Below are 15,068 nucleotides of genomic sequence, written 5' to 3' on the forward strand. Positions count from 1 at the left end.
AGTGGCCCATTCCAATGAACCCCTACGATACGATGCATGATCGCCTACGCCCCAGCCGCCCTGTTCTTCCTGTTGTTCGGGATCGGGGTACTGCGCGACCGCCGCCAGTTCAGCAACGCCGTCCTCCTCGGTATCGCCGTCTCGCTCCTCTCCCTCGCCCTGCTCACCGAACTCCGCAGGACGACCACCACGGTGGTGGAGATCGTCGCGGCGGCGATCATCCTGCTGCCGGCCCTCGGCACGGCGGCCCTGGTCTGGTTCCTGCTCTCCAACGGGCTCACCATGATCCGCAAGGAGGGCAGACGACCCGCCAACCTGCTGTCGCTGCTCGCCGGGCTGGGCATCATCACCGTCATCGTGCTGCTGCTCGCCGCCCTCGCCACCGGCTCGCGGCGGCTGGCCATCCTGGCGGGCACCGCCGTCCTGGTGGTCCTCTACGTCTCGTTCCTGTTCGTCTGCTTCGTCGGCTACGCCTTCCTGTACAGCCGCCACCGGCCTCGCCGGGACGTCGACTTCGTGGTCGTGCTCGGCTCCGGGCTGATCGGCGGCGAGCGCGTCCCGCCGCTGCTGGCCAGCCGGCTCAACCGGGGCCGCGAGGCGTACGAGAAGCAGGCCGCGCACGGCAATCCGCCGGTACTGATCACCTCGGGCGGCCAGGGACCGGACGAGAAGCTGCCTGAGTCCCATGCGATGGCCGACTACCTGACCGAGCGCGGCTTCCCGGCCGAACACATCGAACGGGAGGACCGCTCGCGCACTACCGAGGAGAACCTGCTCTTCAGCAAGGCCATCATGGAACAGGCCAAGCCCGACTACCGCTGCGTCGTGGTCACCAACAACTTCCACGCCTTCCGGGCGGCGCTCCTCGCCCGCAAGACCGGTGTCAACGGACACGTCTTCGGCTCGCCCACCGCCCGGTACTACTGGCCGACCGCAACCATCCGCGAGTTCGCGGCGGTGTTCCTCTCGCACAAGCTCGTCAACTTCGGGATCTGCGGCCTCCTCGCACTCTGCGGGGTGCTCGCGGCGCTCTGAGCGCCCATGTCACCTACCCCTCCGGCCTGAGCCCGGCGAACAGGTCGTTCTCAACCCCGCCCGCCCCGGCCGCCCCGCCTGCTCCACCGGCCACGGGCAGCAGGCTCCGGGCCAGGTGGTAGTCCTCGGTCGGCCAGACCTCGCGCTCGATGTCCCGCGGGTGGGCCATGAACGCGACCCCCGGCGCGACCTGGGTGGCGTGCGCCAGCATCGCCGCGTCCCGTACGGCGAACTGCTCGGCGCACGCTATCCGGGTGGTGGTCGTCAGGACGGGCGGGGTGTCGGGCCACCCGGCGAGCAGTTCGCCCATGGCCGAGGGGACGCCGCGCTCCGTCATGGCGTCGTGCAGGGTCTGGAACCAGGCCCGGGAGAGCACCACGTGGTAGTAGAGCTTGGACGCCTGCCAGGGCTCGCCCGCTTCGGGGTGGCGCCCCGGGTCGGCGGCGGCCTCGAAGGCCGCCACGGTGACCTGGTGGGTCATCACGTGGTCCGGGTGCGGGTACCCGCCGGTCTCGTCATAGGTGATCACCACGTGCGGGCGGAACTCGCGGATCAGTGCGACCAGCGGCGCCGCCGCGGCCTCGACCGGCTGGGAAGCGAAGCAGCCCTCGGGCAGCGGCTCGTCCGGCCCCGGCATGCCGGAGTCGACGAAGCCGAGGAACTGCTGGCGCACCCCGAGGATCTCCCGGGCGGCCGACATCTCCTCGCGCCGGATCCGGGCGATGTCGGCCCGGACCTCGGGACGGTCCATCGCCGGGTTGAGCACCGAGCCGCGCTCACCGCCGGTGCAGGTGACGACCAGGACCTCCACCCCCTCGGAGGCGTACCGGACGAGGGTGGCCGCGCCCTTGCTGGACTCGTCGTCGGGGTGCGCGTGCACGGTGAGCAGGCGCAGGCCGCCGGGGTGTTTGGTGAACATGGATACCTCCGTGAGCGTCGATCGAGGAAGTGGCGGTCGAAGAGCTGGCGGTCGAAGAACCGACGGCCCGGTCAGGCAGCGTTCTTGCGGGTGTTCGGGTAGAGCCAGGCCGGCCCGATCGCCAGCGCGGACAGGACCAGCCCCCACCAGAAGGTCTCCCCGAAGGCCGCGCCCGGACGGTCCGGGTGGCCGTGCTGTGCCTGCTGGAGGGCCAGCGTCAGCACTGCCGTCCCGAGCGCCCCGCCGATCCGGTTCAGCACGTTGACCGCACCCGCGGCCGCCGGCACCTGGGCCTTCTCGACGCTCCCGTACACCGCCGCCAGGCCGGGGATCGCGATGAGCCCCATGCCCGCGCCGCGCAGCGCCAGCGAGCCGGCGATCAGCCAGTCGGCCGGGTCGGAGCCGCTGCCCAACTGGGTGAACGCGAGCGTGCCGACGAGGGAGCAGGCGATGCCGATCATGATCAGTGGACGCGGCGCGAGGCGGTCGGTTATTCGGGCGGCCAGCATCGCGGTGACCGCCGTGCCGAGGGCCTGCGGTGCGAGCAACAGGCCGGCCTCCACCGCCCCGGCGTGCTTCACCTGCTGGTAGTAGAGCGGCACCAGGAACATCGAGCTGTAGAGCGCGGCGCCCTGCAGGAAGCTGTTCGCCGTCGCCACGGTGAAGCCGCGCCGGGCGAACAGCCGCAGGTCGATCAGCGGCGTCCGGACACCACCGCGCCCCACCCGCAGCGCGTACCAGCCGTAGACCGCCACCAGCATCGCGCCCGCCCCGAGAGCGGCCCAGCCGGCCGCTCCGCCGCCACCGATCGTCGAGAGCCCGTAGACCAGCCCGGTCAGGCCGGGCGAGAGCAGCACCAGGCCGGTCACGTCCAGCCGGGGCTTCGGCGCGTCCGACGTCTCGTCAGCCGGCAGCCAGCGGGCGGCCGACAGCAGAATCAACAGCCCGACCGGAACGTTCAGCAGGAACATCCAGCGCCAGTCGAGGTGCTCCAGCACCAGCCCGCCGAGGATCGGCCCCAGGACGGGGGCCAGGCTGATCGGGAGCATCAGGGTGCCCATCACCCGCCCCATCCGGGACGGCCCGGCCGCTTGTATGATGATCGCCTGGCCGAGCGGTTGAATCATCCCGCCGCCGATCCCCTGCAGCACCCGGAAGGCGATCAGACTGCCCGTCGACCAGGCCAGACCGCACAGCGCCGACCCGAGCACGAACAGGACGACCGAGGCGAGCCACGCCCGCCGGGCCCCGAAGCGACCAGCGGCCCAGCCCGAGAGCGGCATCGTCAGCGAGATCGCCAGCAGGTACCCCGTGGCCACCCACTGCACCGCGGCGATCGAGCTGTGCAGATCGCGGCCGACGGAGTCGATGCCGACGTTGACGATCGTGGTGTCCAGCAGTGCGAGCACCGGACCCAGCGCGAGCACCGAGGCCATCTTCCACAGGCTCGACGGGATCGCCTCCGGTTCCCCCTCCCGGACTCCCCCTCGCCGGCCCTTCGCAGTGACGGATGTGGTCATGCGCCCTCCCCTGGTCGCCCCTCGGGCGAGTCGCCCTCGAGCCCTGTAGCCACCCCGGCGATCACTGTGGCGATCGCTCCGACGGCCCTCCGGCAGCCGTTCCGACCGCCCGAGAAGAACTTAGGACGGACCCACTTGCTGGGTCAAGCCTAATTACTGTGCTCGACCCAGCGACCTGCGCTAGGCTCCCGCCATGACCGAGACCGGGACCGCGCCCAACCTGCGCGAACTCAACAAGCGCCGCACCCGCGAGGCGATCTCGCACGCCGCGACCAGGCTCTTCATCGAGCAGGGCTTCGACCGGACGACCATCGCCGAGGTCGCGGCCGCCGCGGGCGTCGCCAAGATGACCGTCACCAACCACTTCCCGCGCAAGGAGGACCTCTTCTTCGACCTGCACGAGGAGCTCGTCGGCCGGCTCGCCCGGGCCGTCGCCGAGCGCGCGCCGGGTGAGTCCGCGCTCGCCGCGCTGCGCCGCGACTGCCTGGCCAGGATCGACCGGCACGACCCACGGCTCGGCTTCTCCGGCCCGGCCTTCGCCCGCACGGTCTTCGACAGTCCGGCCCTGGTCGCCCGGCTGCGCGAGGTGCACGAGCAGAGCGAGACCGCCCTCGCCGAGGCGCTGGCCGAGGCCGTGCACGAGAGACCCGTCGGCTTCGAGAGCCGGGTCGCCGCCGCGCTGTTCGGCGCCGTCGACCGGGCGGTGTTCGCCGAGGTGCTCCGCCACACCCTGGCCGACGAGGACCACGCCGCGATCGCCGCCGCGGTGCGGCCCTCCGCCGTCCGCGCCTACGACCGGCTGGAGGGCGCCCTGGGCGGCTTCGCCGTACGGGAGGCCTAGCGATCCCACCCAGGACGAGCCACTCGGGACGATCCGCGCAGAACAGCCCGCACAGGGCAGAACACCCCGCACCGGACGGTCCACCGCACAGGACGGTCCACCCGGGACAGAGCACCCTTGACGAAAGGTTGACCTGCTCACGGCAGAAGGTTGACGATCACCGCCTCTATCGTCGGCCCATGCCCTCACAGCCCATCAGGCCCACCGCGCTGCCGGTCCTGCCGTACCGCAAGCCCACCCGGGGCCGGGACTACTGGGTCCTGAACGACGTCCTGCCCGACCCGGACGCCGTCCGCGAACGCTGCCTGGCCCGCGGCGAGTGGACCGAGGGCTACCCGCACCGCCCCGAGACCTGGCCCGGACTGCGCACCATGCCGGGCCTGGAGCCCGAGGAGCTGGCCCGGGTCGAGTCCCAGGTCCGCAAGGCGACCGGTGCCTCCCGACTCTGGGTGCAGAGCACCCCGGGCGGCGGCACGCTCAACCACAACTGCGTCCAGGTCGTCGGCGCCGGGGAGTCAGAGTCCCGCCCGCACACCGACTCGCGCGCCCTCTGCCGCTTCGCCGCCGTGCTCTACCTCAGCCCGGGCGCACCCAAGGACGCCGGCACCAGCTTCTACCGCCAGCAGTTCCCCGGTGGTCGCCTTGGCGGCAACGTGGTGGACGCCCCGCACAACAATCTGGTCGAGGCGCTCGGCACCCGCCGCGTGCCCGCCGACCACTTCGTCGAGGACGTCCGCGTCCCCAACCGCTACAACCAACTGCTGCTCTACAACGCCAATCTGATCCACAGCGCCACCGGCTACTACGGCGACGAGCTGGCGGAGCGCCGGATGACGGCGGTGTTCTTCTGGATGGCCTGACGCCACGACGCCGTGACAACGTGACGCCGTGACGACGCGGCGGGCGGCGCCGCCGGGCAGCTCAGGCCGCCCCGACGTGCGCCAGGCTCGCCCGCGTCAGCGCCGCCGCCAGCCGGGCCAGGTCCTTCGCCGCGACCAGCTGCGCCAGGCCCGCCGGACTCGCCGGCAGCCCCAGCGTCCGGGCCTCCTCCAGTACCCGCTCGTCGAAGTACGGCCGCAGCGACGGCCAGACCGCCTGCGCCTCCCGCCGGAAGATCCCGGCCCCGACCGGCCCGATCCGGGGAAACTCCCGCAGCAGCTCGCCGATCCGCTCCGGCTCGCCGCCCGCTTCCTCCCGCAGCCGCCGCAGGTCGCCGTGCCAGCGGTCGAGCAGCAGCTCGGCGCCCCGGCCGAGCGCGGTGGCGGTGCTCTCGTCGTAGCGCACGTAGTGGGCCCGGCCGAGCGCGGCGATCAGCGTGCCGCGCCGGGCGTCGGCCATCGCGCGTGGAGTCCGCAGACCGGCGGCCGACAGCTCGCGCGCCGCCGCCGTGGCGGTGTCGGCGCTGATCCGCACCGAGCACAGCACGGTCAGGACGAGCAGCCGGTAGAGCGGCGAGGGCTTGTCGCGCAGCGTGATCCCGGCTTCCTCCGCGTAGGTGCGGCCGAACCGGTCCAGCAACTCGGAAACGGTTGCTTGCACGGTCATCACCTCCTCCCCCCACGCCTGCCCGGATTCGGGCCCCTCGCACCAGGGGACGCTCGCCGCATGGACCAGGACCCCACGGACCACACCCGCCCGAACCGGCCCGCCGTACCACCGGCCGCACCACCCCCCGTGCCACCCACCGCGCCACCGGCTGTGCCACCCACCGTCCCACCGACCGAGGCGATCCGCCCCGACTGGGCCGCGATCGACGAACTGCCCACCGCCGAGCTGCTCCGTCTGATGAACGCCGAAGACCGCACGGTCGCCGCCGCCGTCGGCGGACAGCTGGAGCGGATCGCCGCCGTGGTCGACGCGGTGGCCGCCCGGATGGCGCGCGGCGGACGGCTGGTCTACGCCGGGGCGGGAACGGCCGGCCGGCTCGGGGTGCTGGACGCCGCCGAGTGCCCGCCGACCTTCGGCACCGACCCGGCACTCGTCGTCGGCCTGATCGCGGGCGGGCGGACGGCCGTGACGGAGGCCGCCGAGGGCGCCGAGGACCGCCCCGACCTCGCCGAGGCCGACGTGGCCGTGCTCGCCCTCACCCCCGCCGACACCCTGGTCGGCGTCTCCGCCTCCGGCCGCACGCCGTACGCGGTGGCGGCCGTACGGGCCGCACGGGCCACCGGCGCGCTGGCCGTCGGGCTGGCCTGCAACCGCGGTTCGGCGCTGGCGGCCGCCGCCGAACTGGCCGTCGAGGTGGAGGTGGGCCCCGAGGTGTTGGCCGGCTCGACCCGGCTCAAGGCGGGGACCGCGCAGAAGCTGGTGCTCAACATGCTGTCGACGGCCGTGATGGTCCGCCTCGGGCGGACGTACGGAAATCTGATGGTCGACGTCCGGGCCACCAACAGCAAGCTGCGCGAGCGCGCCCGGCGGATCGTCGCCGAGGCCACCGGCGCCGACGACCAGAGCATCCGTCGCGCCCTCACCGCGACCGACGGGCGGGCCAAGGACGCGATCCTGCTCCTGCTCGCCGACATCGACGCGCCCGCCGCCGCCCGGCTGCTCACCGCCGCGAACGGTCGACTGCGCGAGGCTCTGGAGGCAGCCCGCAACGGCTGATCCAAGCCCGTCGGCGACGGCCAGGAGGGGATCGCCGAGCTCGGAGAACAGCTGGTCACCGCTGTCGCGGTCAACGGAAAACCGGGCCACCTCGAAGGTCTTCGCCGGAGCCGGGAAAGCAGTCGTCGCCCCGTTCGACCGCCCCGCCTCCGGCCGAGGCGCGGGCAGGCGGCGTGCGAGGCAGGCGGCAGGCGTGCGGGGCAGGCGGCAAGCGTGCGGGGCAGGCGGCAAGCGTCGGGACGGAAGCTGCCGGTGGACCTGCCGCTCGGCATCGCGCCGCGACCCTAGCGTGAGGTGCGGCGCCGGACACACCGGCGAGGCGCCACAGGAAACCCCGCTACGCCGTCAACTCCCGTTCACACGGAAGGACTTCACACCCACCCATGTCCAGACTCCGCTCCCGGGTCGCCGCTCTGGCCGCCCTCGCCACGATCGGGTTCGGCGCCCTCACCACGGGTACCGCCGACGCCGCCCCGGCTGTTCCGGCCACCGCTCCTGCTGCTGCTCCGGCCGCGGCCGCCGCGCTGACCGAGCCCACCCACATCCCGATGAACAGCCTGCTGAACCGCAACCAGGCCTGGTACTCGCCGAACGGCCAGATCATGCTGGCCATGCAGGGCGACGGCAATGTCGTCCTGTACCGCGGCACCACCCCGATCTGGGTGGCCAAGGGCGCCATCCCCAACGGCAACATCCTGGTCATGCAGGACGACGGCAACCTCGTCGTGTACGCCGCCGACAACACCCCGCTGTGGGCCAGCAACACCGGCGGCCACCCCGGCGCCGAGCTGGTCATCTACAACGAGGGCGCCATCGCGGTCCAGCTGAACGGCAAGGCCCTGTGGAGCAGCGTCCAGTCGACGCCGACCCTGCCCCCGTGCCCACCGTGGGGCCCGCCCTACCCGGGTCAGGTCACCTGGCCGTGGTGCCCGACCTGGCCGTTCCCGAGCTGACCCCCGGCCCGGACGACCGCACGCCTGGGCACCTGAGCCCGGCCCACACACCTGCCACTCGGACGACCGCACGCCTGGGCCCGTAAGCACGGCCCGTACCCCTGGCGCCCCAGCGACGGCGGGGGTACGGCCCGTGCCCCGGTCGCGCCCCGCGTGTTCCCGGGCCCTACCGACCCGACCCCGGTCGGCCTATCGTTAGCTGGCGGAAGCTATCGAAATCCCCCTCTCCGACCCCGGCGGCCCGATGGGCCCCTCACCAGGAGGCAGCGGTGGCGACTCGACTTCCGGGGGCGGCAGGACCGGACGCGTCCGCCGGGTCCGCGGCGGTGTGGAACCGGACCACCCCCGGTACAAGTGGGTGGCCCTGTCGAACACCACCCTCGGCACGCTGATCGCCACCATCAACGCGTCGATCGTGCTGATCTCGCTGCCCGCGATCTTCCACGGCATCGGGCTGGACCCGTTGCAGCCGGGCAACGTCAGCTACCTGCTCTGGATGCTGATGGGGTACATGCTGGTCACCGCCGTGCTGGTGTGACGCTCGGCAGGCTCGGCGACGTCCACGGCCGGGTGCGGATCTACAACGCCGGGTTCCTGATCTTCACCCTCACCTCGGTGGCGCTCTCCCTCGATCCGCTGCACGGCGGGGCGGGGGCGCTGTGGCTGATCGTCTGGCGGGTGGTGCAGGCGGTCGGCGGGTCGATGCTGATGGCGAACTCCGCCGACCGACGCGTTCCCGCCGAACCGCCGGGGGACGGCGCTGGGGGTGAACATCGTCGCGGGCATCGCCGGGTCCTTCATCGGCCTGGTGCTGGGCGGTCTGCTGGCCGAGTGGAACTGGCGGTCGATCTTCTGGGTCAATGTGCCGATCGGCGTCCTCGGCACGGTCTGGGCCTACCGCTCGCTGCGCGACACGGGGGTACGGCGGCCCGCCCGGGTCGACTGGTGGGGCAACGTCACCTTCGCGGTCGGCCTGACCGTCCTGCTCGCGGCGATCACCTACGGCATCCAGCCGTACGGCGGCCGCACCATGGGCTGGACCAACCCGTGGGTGCCGGCCGGGCTGATCGGCGGGGTCGCGCTGCTGGCCGTGTTCTGCCTGGTCGAATCCAGGGTCGCCGAGCCGATGTTCCCGCTGAGGATCTTCCGCGCCCCGGTCTTCACCGGGGGCAACGCGGCCACCCTGCTGGGTTCGATCGCCCGCGGCGGGCTCCAGTTCGTGCTGATCATCTGGCTGCAGGGCATCTGGCTGCCGCTGCACGGCTACGACTACGCCGACACCCCGCTGTGGGCCGGCATCTACCTGGTCCCGCTGACCGTCGGCTTCCTGGCCGCGGGGTCGGCCTCCGGGTACCTCTCGGACCGCGCCGGGGCCCGGCGGTTCGCCTCCGGCGGGCTGGTGGTGATGGCGCTGTCCTTCGCCGGACTGCTTCTGCTGCCGACCGACTTCGGCTACCCCTGGTTCGCCGTCCTGGTGTTCCTCAACGGTCTGGGGGGCGGCCTGTTCGCCGCGCCCAACACCGCGCTGATCATGTCGAGCGTGCCCGCGGAGGCGCGCGGCGCCGCCTCCGGCATGCGGGCCACCTTCCAGAACGCCGGCATGGTGCTGTCGATCGGCGTGTTCTTCTCGCTGATGGTGGCGGGCCTCGCCGGGTCGCTTCCGCACACGCTCACCGCGGGACTGACCGCGCAAGGCGTCCCCGTCGGCGACGCCCGGGCCATCGCCGCCCTGCCACCGGTCGGCACCCTCTTCGCCGCCTTCCTCGGCTACAACCCGATCCAGCAGTTGCTGGGCCCGCACGTGCTCGGGCAGCTCCCGCCCGGCAACGCGCAGACGCTGACCGGCCGGGAGTTCTTCCCGCAGCTGATCTCCGGGCCCTTCCACGACGGCCTGGTCGTGGTCTTCTGGCTGGCGATCGCGATGTCGCTGGTCGCGGCGGCCGTCTCGCTGGCCCGCGAACGCCCCCGGCCCGCCGCCGTCGCCGCCGCCGAGGCGGACGCCGACGCGGCCGAAGCGAAGGCGGACCCGACCACGGCGGACGCGACGTGACCGGGGCGGACGGCGCCGGACTCCCCGCCGAGGCGGTGGTCCGGCTGCGCCTGGTGATCGGCCGGCTCAACCGGCAGATGGCCCGCGCCGCCGACGACCAGGACCTGACCGCCGCCCAACTCTCCGCGCTGGCCCGGGTGGAGCAGCACGGCCCGCTACGGCTCGGGGAGTTGGCGGCGCGCGAGGGGGTGGCTGTCCCCTCCATGGTCCGCACGCTCGCGCCGCTGACCGCGGCCGGGCTGATTGCCAAGACACCGGACCCGCTGGACGGCCGGTCCCAACTGCTGGCCCTGGCGCCACAGGGCGAGGAGGCGCTGTCCCGGATCCGTCGGGAACGCTCCGCGCTCCTGGCCCGCCGCAGCACCCGGCTCAGCGCGCGCCAGTGCCGGGAGTTGGAGGCGGCGCTCCCGCTGCTGGAACTGCTGCTGAACGAGCCCGGAACACCCGAGCCGCCCCCGCACCCACCGAGGGCCGAACCGCCCACCACCCACGGAGGAGACGCGGACAGCTGAGGGGCTGCGGACGGCTGGAGGGGCCGCCGACAGCCGGGGGCCGCCGACGGGCTCCGGCGGCGGCCCCCTCGAACGTCGCCTCGCCTCAGGCCGGAACGCCCTGCCACGGCGCACCCTGCCACGGGCCGTACGCCGCGACCTGCGCACGCAACTGCCGCAGCGCCCGGGCGGAGGCGATGCCCACCGCGCCGACGACCAGCCCGTCCCGTACGCAGGCGCCGGCGAAGCGGCGCTCCTCGAGGCCGCCGTCGACGACCTCGAAGCGGTCGGCGCCGCCAGGGCGGCCGAAGGCCTGGACCCGCAGCCCGTACTGGTCGGTCCACAGGTACGGGACCGGCTCGTACGCCTGTCGCCCGCCGTCCTGGCCGGCCAGCAGGTTCCGGGCGACGCACAGGGCCTGCTCGGTGGCGTTGGTGCGCTGTTCCAGGCGCCGTCGACGGCCGGTGCGGGGGTCAGGCCAGGAGGCGGCGTCGCCCGCCGCCCAGATGCCGGGGCCCGCGGCGCAGTGGGCGTCGCAGACCACGCCGTCGTCCAGCCGGACGCCGCTGCCGGCCAGCCACTCGGTGTCCGGCACCGACCCGATGGCCATCAGCACGACATCGGCCGACAGTTCGGTGCCGTCGGCCAGCCGCACCCCGGCGGCCCGGTCGCCGCGCCGGACGACCGCCGCGGCCACGCCCTGCCGGATCCGCACCCCGTGCTCGCGGTGCAGGGCGGTCAGCAGCGCGGCCGACTCGGTGCCCAGCACGGCGGCCAGGGGTGTGGCGGTGGACGTCAGCCAGGTCACCTCGGCCCCGAGCCCGACGGCGGTGGCCGCCGCCTCCGCGCCGAGCAGCCCGCCTCCGACCACCAACAGCCGGACGCCCGCGGATAGTTCGGCGCGCAGCGCGAGCGCGTCGGCGAGCGTGCGCAGCACGTGGGCGCCGGGCGTGGTGGCGTCGGCGCCCGGAAGCCGGCGCGGCCGGACCCCGGTGGCCAGGACGAGGGCCTCGCACCGCACCCGCCGACCGTCGGACAGTTCCACCGTCCGCTCGCGCCGGTCGAGGCGTTCGGCCCGCACCCCGAGGCGCAGGTCGAGGCCGAGCTCGTCCAGCGCCTGCGGGCCGCGCAGCGCCAGGCGCTCCGGCTGCCACTGCCCGGCGAGCAGCTGCTTGGACAGCGGCGGGCGGTCGTACGGCGGCTCCTCCTCGGCCCCGATCAGGGTGAGGCGGCCGTCGTACCCGGCGCGGCGCAGCGCCTCGGCGGTGTGCAGTCCCGCCGCGCCCGCGCCGACGACGGCCACCGCGCGCGGTGTGCTCACGCCTCGTTCAGCCGGATCGCGGCGGCCGGGCAGACCGCGGCGGCGTCCCGGACGGCCTGGTGGGACTGGGCCGGGGGCTGGGCGTCGAGCAGGACGACGATGCCGTCCTCGTCGCGCTGGTCGAAGACCTCGGGGGCGGCGAGCACGCAGTGTCCGGCGCCGCAGCACTTCTCCTGGTCGATCTGGACGAGCATGGGGTTCCTTTCGGGACGCGGCAGGATCGGCCTGCCGGGGGCGAACTGCACTGGGGTGGTTGGCTGTTGCGGCGGGTGGCCGACAGGGCCCGGGGCCCGTCCCGGTCGCGGTGCCGACGATCACCAGGCATCGGCCAGCAAGCGCGGGGCACCGAGCGTCGGCCACCAGGCGTCGGGCACCGAGCCTCAGTCACCAGCCGTCGGGCACCGAGCCTCAGTCACCAGCCGTCGGTCACCAGCCGACGGGCAACTCCTGGACGCCGTAGATGAGCATCTCGCCGCGGAAGCGGACGTCCTCGAACGGAACGGCCAGGCGCAGTCGGGGCAGCCGCCGCAGGACGGTGTTCAGCGCGATCTGCAGTTCCAGCCGGGCGAGCGGCTGCCCCAGGCACTGGTGGACGCCGAAGCCGAAGGCCAGGTGCAGGCGGGCGTCACGGGACAGGTCGAGGGCGTCGCCGTCCGGAAACTCCCGCGCGTCCCGGTTGGCGGTGTTGATCATGCAGATCACGCCCTCCCCGGCCCCGATCCGGACCCCGCCGACGGTGACGTCCTCGGTGGCGACCCGGGTCAGGCCTGAGTGCACGATGGTCAGGTAGCGCAGGAGTTCCTCGACCGCGCCGGCGACGGATTCCGGGTGCGCGCGCAGGTGGGCGAGCTGGTCGGGGTTCTGCAGCAGGGCGAGGACGGAGAGCGCGGTCATGTTCGCCGTGGTCTCGTGCCCGGCCACCAGGAGCAGCCGGCCCATCGCGCCGATCTCCTCGGTGTCCAGCTCGCCGCGCTCGACCAGCCGGCTGAGGATGCTCCCGTCGGGCTCGGCGCGCTTGGCCTCGGCGAGTTTCACCAGGTAGTCGGCCAGTCTCTGCTGGGCGGCGCCCACCTCCTCGGCCGAGGAGTCACGGCGCAGCAGGATCCGGCTGCACTCCTGGAAGAAGTCGTGGTCCTGGTACGGGACTCCGAGCAGCAGGCAGATGACGAGGGAGGGCAGCGGCAGGGCGAACTCGCGAACCAGGTCGGCACGGGTGCGCCCGGCGGTCATCCGGTCCAGCAGGTCGTCGGCGATGCGCTGGATCTCGGGGCGCAGCGCCTCGACCTTCTTGATCATGAACTCCCCGGTGAGCATCCGGCGCAGCCGGGCGTGCTCCTGGCCGTCCATCCTGATGAAGGTGGGCTGACCGCTGCTCAGCTGCCGGGCGCCGGCGCTGATGAACGGGAAGCCGGAGCGGGTGGCGTCCGAGCTGAAGCGGGCGTCGCCGAGTACCGCCTTGACGTCCTCGTGGCGGGTGACCAGCCAGCTGGGGGCCCCGTCCCACAGGGAGACGCGGCTGATCGGCTCCTCCTGCTGGGCCTGCCGGTAGGCGGGCGGCGGGTCGAACGGGCAGCCACCGCGGGCGGCGGGGTGGGCGAACCGGGGGGTCTGAGCGGTTGTGGCCATCATGGGCTCCCTTCTCGGAGCTTCGGGTGCCGACGGCGTCGGGCGGGTGGGCCCGCGGCACCGCGGAGCAGTTCCGGACCATTTACATGCCCTAAGCAACTAACTCACCGTCACGCTAACTCGCGATCCGTGGCGATGAAAGGGCTCACCGGGCGACGGTCGGATCTGTCCGAAAACCGGTCAGGGACCCGCAGCGCCACCGCGCCCCGCACCGGATCGCTACAGTTCCCCCATGCCGGACGCCACCGATCATCGGACCGCCACCTCCGACCTGGAGGCCGTGCTGGCCTCGCTGGCCTACCTGCTGACCCGCTCCCAGGAGCACGAACGCCAGGCCGCCCGGGCGGGCATCACAGCGGCCCGCTCGGACGTCTACCTGCTGCGCGCGCTCGCCGACGGGCAGGGCGCCAGCCGGGTGGGCGACCTCGCCACCCGGCTGATGGTCAAGCCCTCCCACGTCACCCGGCAGATCGACCGGTTGCAGGGCCAACAGCTGGTGGAGCGCACCCCGGACGCGGCGGACCGGCGGGCCCGCCAGATCGAACTGACCACCGAGGGGCGGGCGATGCTCGACCGCCTGAAACGGGCCAACATCGCCGGGCTCGCCGACGCGCTGGAGGGAATCCCGGAGTCGGACGTCGCCGCCACCGTCACCGTGCTGCGCCACCTGATCGACCGCTACGTCCACCGGGTCCGGACCTCGGCACTGTCCGAGGACGACACTCCCCCGGACGGACCGGCCGAGGAAACCGGAGCGGCCGACCGCGCCGACCCGGATCCAGCCACATCGCCCACCGTTACCAGCCAGTGACGATCCGTCCACAACCGATCCGCCGAACAGGGCGTCCTTGGAGATGGCAGAGCCCGAAGCGCGGCATCCGCCTTCGGGCCGAAACAATCACCTCCCCTCGAAAGGGGTGCACCCGTGATCGTCTCCAAGCGGAACTCCCTGCGCCTGGCCGCCGTGACCACCCTCAGCGTGATCTCCCTCGGGCTGGCGGGCACCGCCATGGCCGCCGCCCCCGCCCTCCAGCCCGCGGCCGCCACACAGCCGGGCATCGTGCAGCAGGGCATCGTGCAGCAGGGCATCGTGCAGTCGGCCGCCACCCAGCCGGCCGCCGCGCACGCCGCCATCACCGCCAAGCCGTCGGTCTCCGCCGTCCCGGCGTGGCAGCTGTTCCGCGTCACCGGCACGACCACCGGCCTCAAGGCGGGCAGCACGGTGACCCTGCAGCAGAAGCAGCACGGCAGCTGGGTCACGCTGCCCGCCTCCGTCCACACGACCCGCGACGGCTCCTACTCGCTCGGCGTGAAGCTCGGCCTCAAGGGCCTGAACGAGCTGCGCATCACCAGCGGGGACAGCGCCTCCCCGGTCTTCACCGTCACCGTGCGCTGACCCACGGCCCACGGCGCACGGCCAACGGCGCGCCGAAGAAGGCCCCGACCGCTCAGCGGATGCTGTTGGTTAATCGGTGAGGGCCTGCGTGACGTCGGCCTGTACGACCCCGTTGGGGTTGTGCAGGCCGTTGTCGTGTTCAGGGGTGGGGTCCGGTGTCGTTGCGTGGGGTGGAGCTGGCGGAGATTCCGCTGGAGACGGTGCGGGTGGCTCGCGCGGTGTTCCCGAAGGGCTGTCTGGCGATGCGGGTGCGGGACAGACTCGGGCCGGTCTTCGTCGATGCCCAGTTCGAGGGGCTGTTCCCAGTACGGG

14 protein-coding genes and 1 pseudogene are annotated in these 15,068 nt (G+C 73.2%); 9 read left to right on the forward strand and 6 right to left on the reverse strand.

Annotated features, from left to right (window positions below; all coding sequences use genetic code 11):
* The first annotated feature begins 36 nt into the window (after positions 1–36).
* On the forward strand, positions 37–1,035 hold the full coding sequence (locus ACZ52J_RS17225) for a YdcF family protein (RefSeq protein ID WP_465619637.1): 999 nt from the start codon (positions 37–39) through the stop codon (positions 1,033–1,035).
* Positions 1,036–1,048: 13 nt separating this feature from the next.
* On the opposite strand, the gene mca is transcribed toward ACZ52J_RS17225, so the two are convergent.
* Together mca and ACZ52J_RS17235 are read right to left on the reverse strand one after the other, a co-directional pair.
* Complete coding sequence (mca, locus tag ACZ52J_RS17230; protein WP_465619639.1) at positions 1,049–1,954, reverse strand: mycothiol conjugate amidase Mca; 906 nt, start codon at positions 1,952–1,954, stop codon at positions 1,049–1,051.
* A 71-nt stretch (positions 1,955–2,025) separates the two neighbouring features.
* Positions 2,026–3,474 carry an MDR family MFS transporter gene (locus ACZ52J_RS17235; RefSeq protein WP_465619641.1) on the reverse strand — a complete coding sequence of 483 codons (1,449 nt, stop codon included), beginning with the start codon at positions 3,472–3,474 and terminating at the stop codon, positions 2,026–2,028.
* Positions 3,475–3,667: 193 nt separating this feature from the next.
* Between ACZ52J_RS17235 and ACZ52J_RS17240 the strand changes: the two genes are divergently transcribed.
* Entirely contained in the window at positions 3,668–4,315 is a 648-nt protein-coding gene (locus ACZ52J_RS17240; RefSeq protein ID WP_465619643.1) for a TetR/AcrR family transcriptional regulator, read from the forward strand.
* Between the two features lie 179 nt (positions 4,316–4,494).
* Positions 4,495–5,175: a DUF6445 family protein gene (locus tag ACZ52J_RS17245; protein WP_360491290.1), complete on the forward strand. Its 681-nt coding sequence runs from the start codon at positions 4,495–4,497 to the stop codon at positions 5,173–5,175.
* Between the two features lie 61 nt (positions 5,176–5,236).
* Here the strand turns inward: ACZ52J_RS17245 and ACZ52J_RS17250 are convergent, their stop codons facing one another.
* Entirely contained in the window at positions 5,237–5,860 is a 624-nt protein-coding gene (locus tag ACZ52J_RS17250; protein ID WP_465619645.1) for an endonuclease, read from the reverse strand.
* 60 nt (positions 5,861–5,920) lie between these two features.
* On the opposite strand from ACZ52J_RS17250, the gene murQ reads away from it, so the two are divergent.
* The 4 genes and pseudogenes from murQ to ACZ52J_RS17270 all read left to right on the forward strand — a co-directional run bounded on the left by murQ (position 5,921) and on the right by ACZ52J_RS17270 (position 10,434).
* Positions 5,921–6,919, forward strand: coding sequence for an N-acetylmuramic acid 6-phosphate etherase (gene murQ, locus ACZ52J_RS17255; RefSeq protein ID WP_465619647.1), 999 nt, complete (start codon positions 5,921–5,923; stop codon positions 6,917–6,919).
* 383 nt (positions 6,920–7,302) lie between these two features.
* Positions 7,303–7,872 (forward strand): hypothetical protein, encoded by a 570-nt coding sequence (locus ACZ52J_RS17260; protein ID WP_360491299.1) that lies wholly within the window; start codon positions 7,303–7,305, stop codon positions 7,870–7,872.
* 244 nt (positions 7,873–8,116) lie between these two features.
* A pseudogene (locus tag ACZ52J_RS17265) lies at positions 8,117–9,922 on the forward strand (MFS transporter).
* Entirely contained in the window at positions 9,919–10,434 is a 516-nt protein-coding gene (locus ACZ52J_RS17270; RefSeq protein WP_465619650.1) for a MarR family winged helix-turn-helix transcriptional regulator, read from the forward strand. Before ACZ52J_RS17265 ends, ACZ52J_RS17270 begins: the two are co-directional and overlap by 4 nt.
* An 85-nt stretch (positions 10,435–10,519) precedes the next feature.
* On the opposite strand, the gene ACZ52J_RS17275 is transcribed toward ACZ52J_RS17270, so the two are convergent.
* From ACZ52J_RS17275 to ACZ52J_RS17285, 3 genes are all read right to left on the reverse strand, one after another.
* Complete coding sequence (locus ACZ52J_RS17275) at positions 10,520–11,734, reverse strand: NAD(P)/FAD-dependent oxidoreductase (protein WP_465619652.1); 1,215 nt, start codon at positions 11,732–11,734, stop codon at positions 10,520–10,522.
* Entirely contained in the window at positions 11,731–11,928 is a 198-nt protein-coding gene (locus ACZ52J_RS17280) for a ferredoxin (RefSeq protein ID WP_465619654.1), read from the reverse strand. The genes ACZ52J_RS17275 and ACZ52J_RS17280 overlap by 4 nt, the downstream gene beginning before the upstream one ends.
* Before the next feature lie 232 nt (positions 11,929–12,160).
* Positions 12,161–13,360: a cytochrome P450 gene (locus tag ACZ52J_RS17285; protein ID WP_465619656.1), complete on the reverse strand. Its 1,200-nt coding sequence runs from the start codon at positions 13,358–13,360 to the stop codon at positions 12,161–12,163.
* A 232-nt stretch (positions 13,361–13,592) separates the two neighbouring features.
* Here ACZ52J_RS17285 and ACZ52J_RS17290 point away from each other — a divergent pair, with 232 nt between their 5' ends.
* Together ACZ52J_RS17290 and ACZ52J_RS17295 are read left to right on the forward strand one after the other, a co-directional pair.
* On the forward strand, positions 13,593–14,171 hold the full coding sequence (locus ACZ52J_RS17290; RefSeq protein ID WP_465619658.1) for a MarR family winged helix-turn-helix transcriptional regulator: 579 nt from the start codon (positions 13,593–13,595) through the stop codon (positions 14,169–14,171).
* A 117-nt stretch (positions 14,172–14,288) separates the two neighbouring features.
* Positions 14,289–14,756, forward strand: a complete 468-nt coding sequence (locus ACZ52J_RS17295) for a hypothetical protein (protein WP_465619676.1) — start codon at positions 14,289–14,291, stop codon at positions 14,754–14,756.
* Positions 14,757–15,068: the final 312 nt, after the last annotated feature.

Source organism: Kitasatospora sp. NPDC034035 (assembly GCF_055575755.1).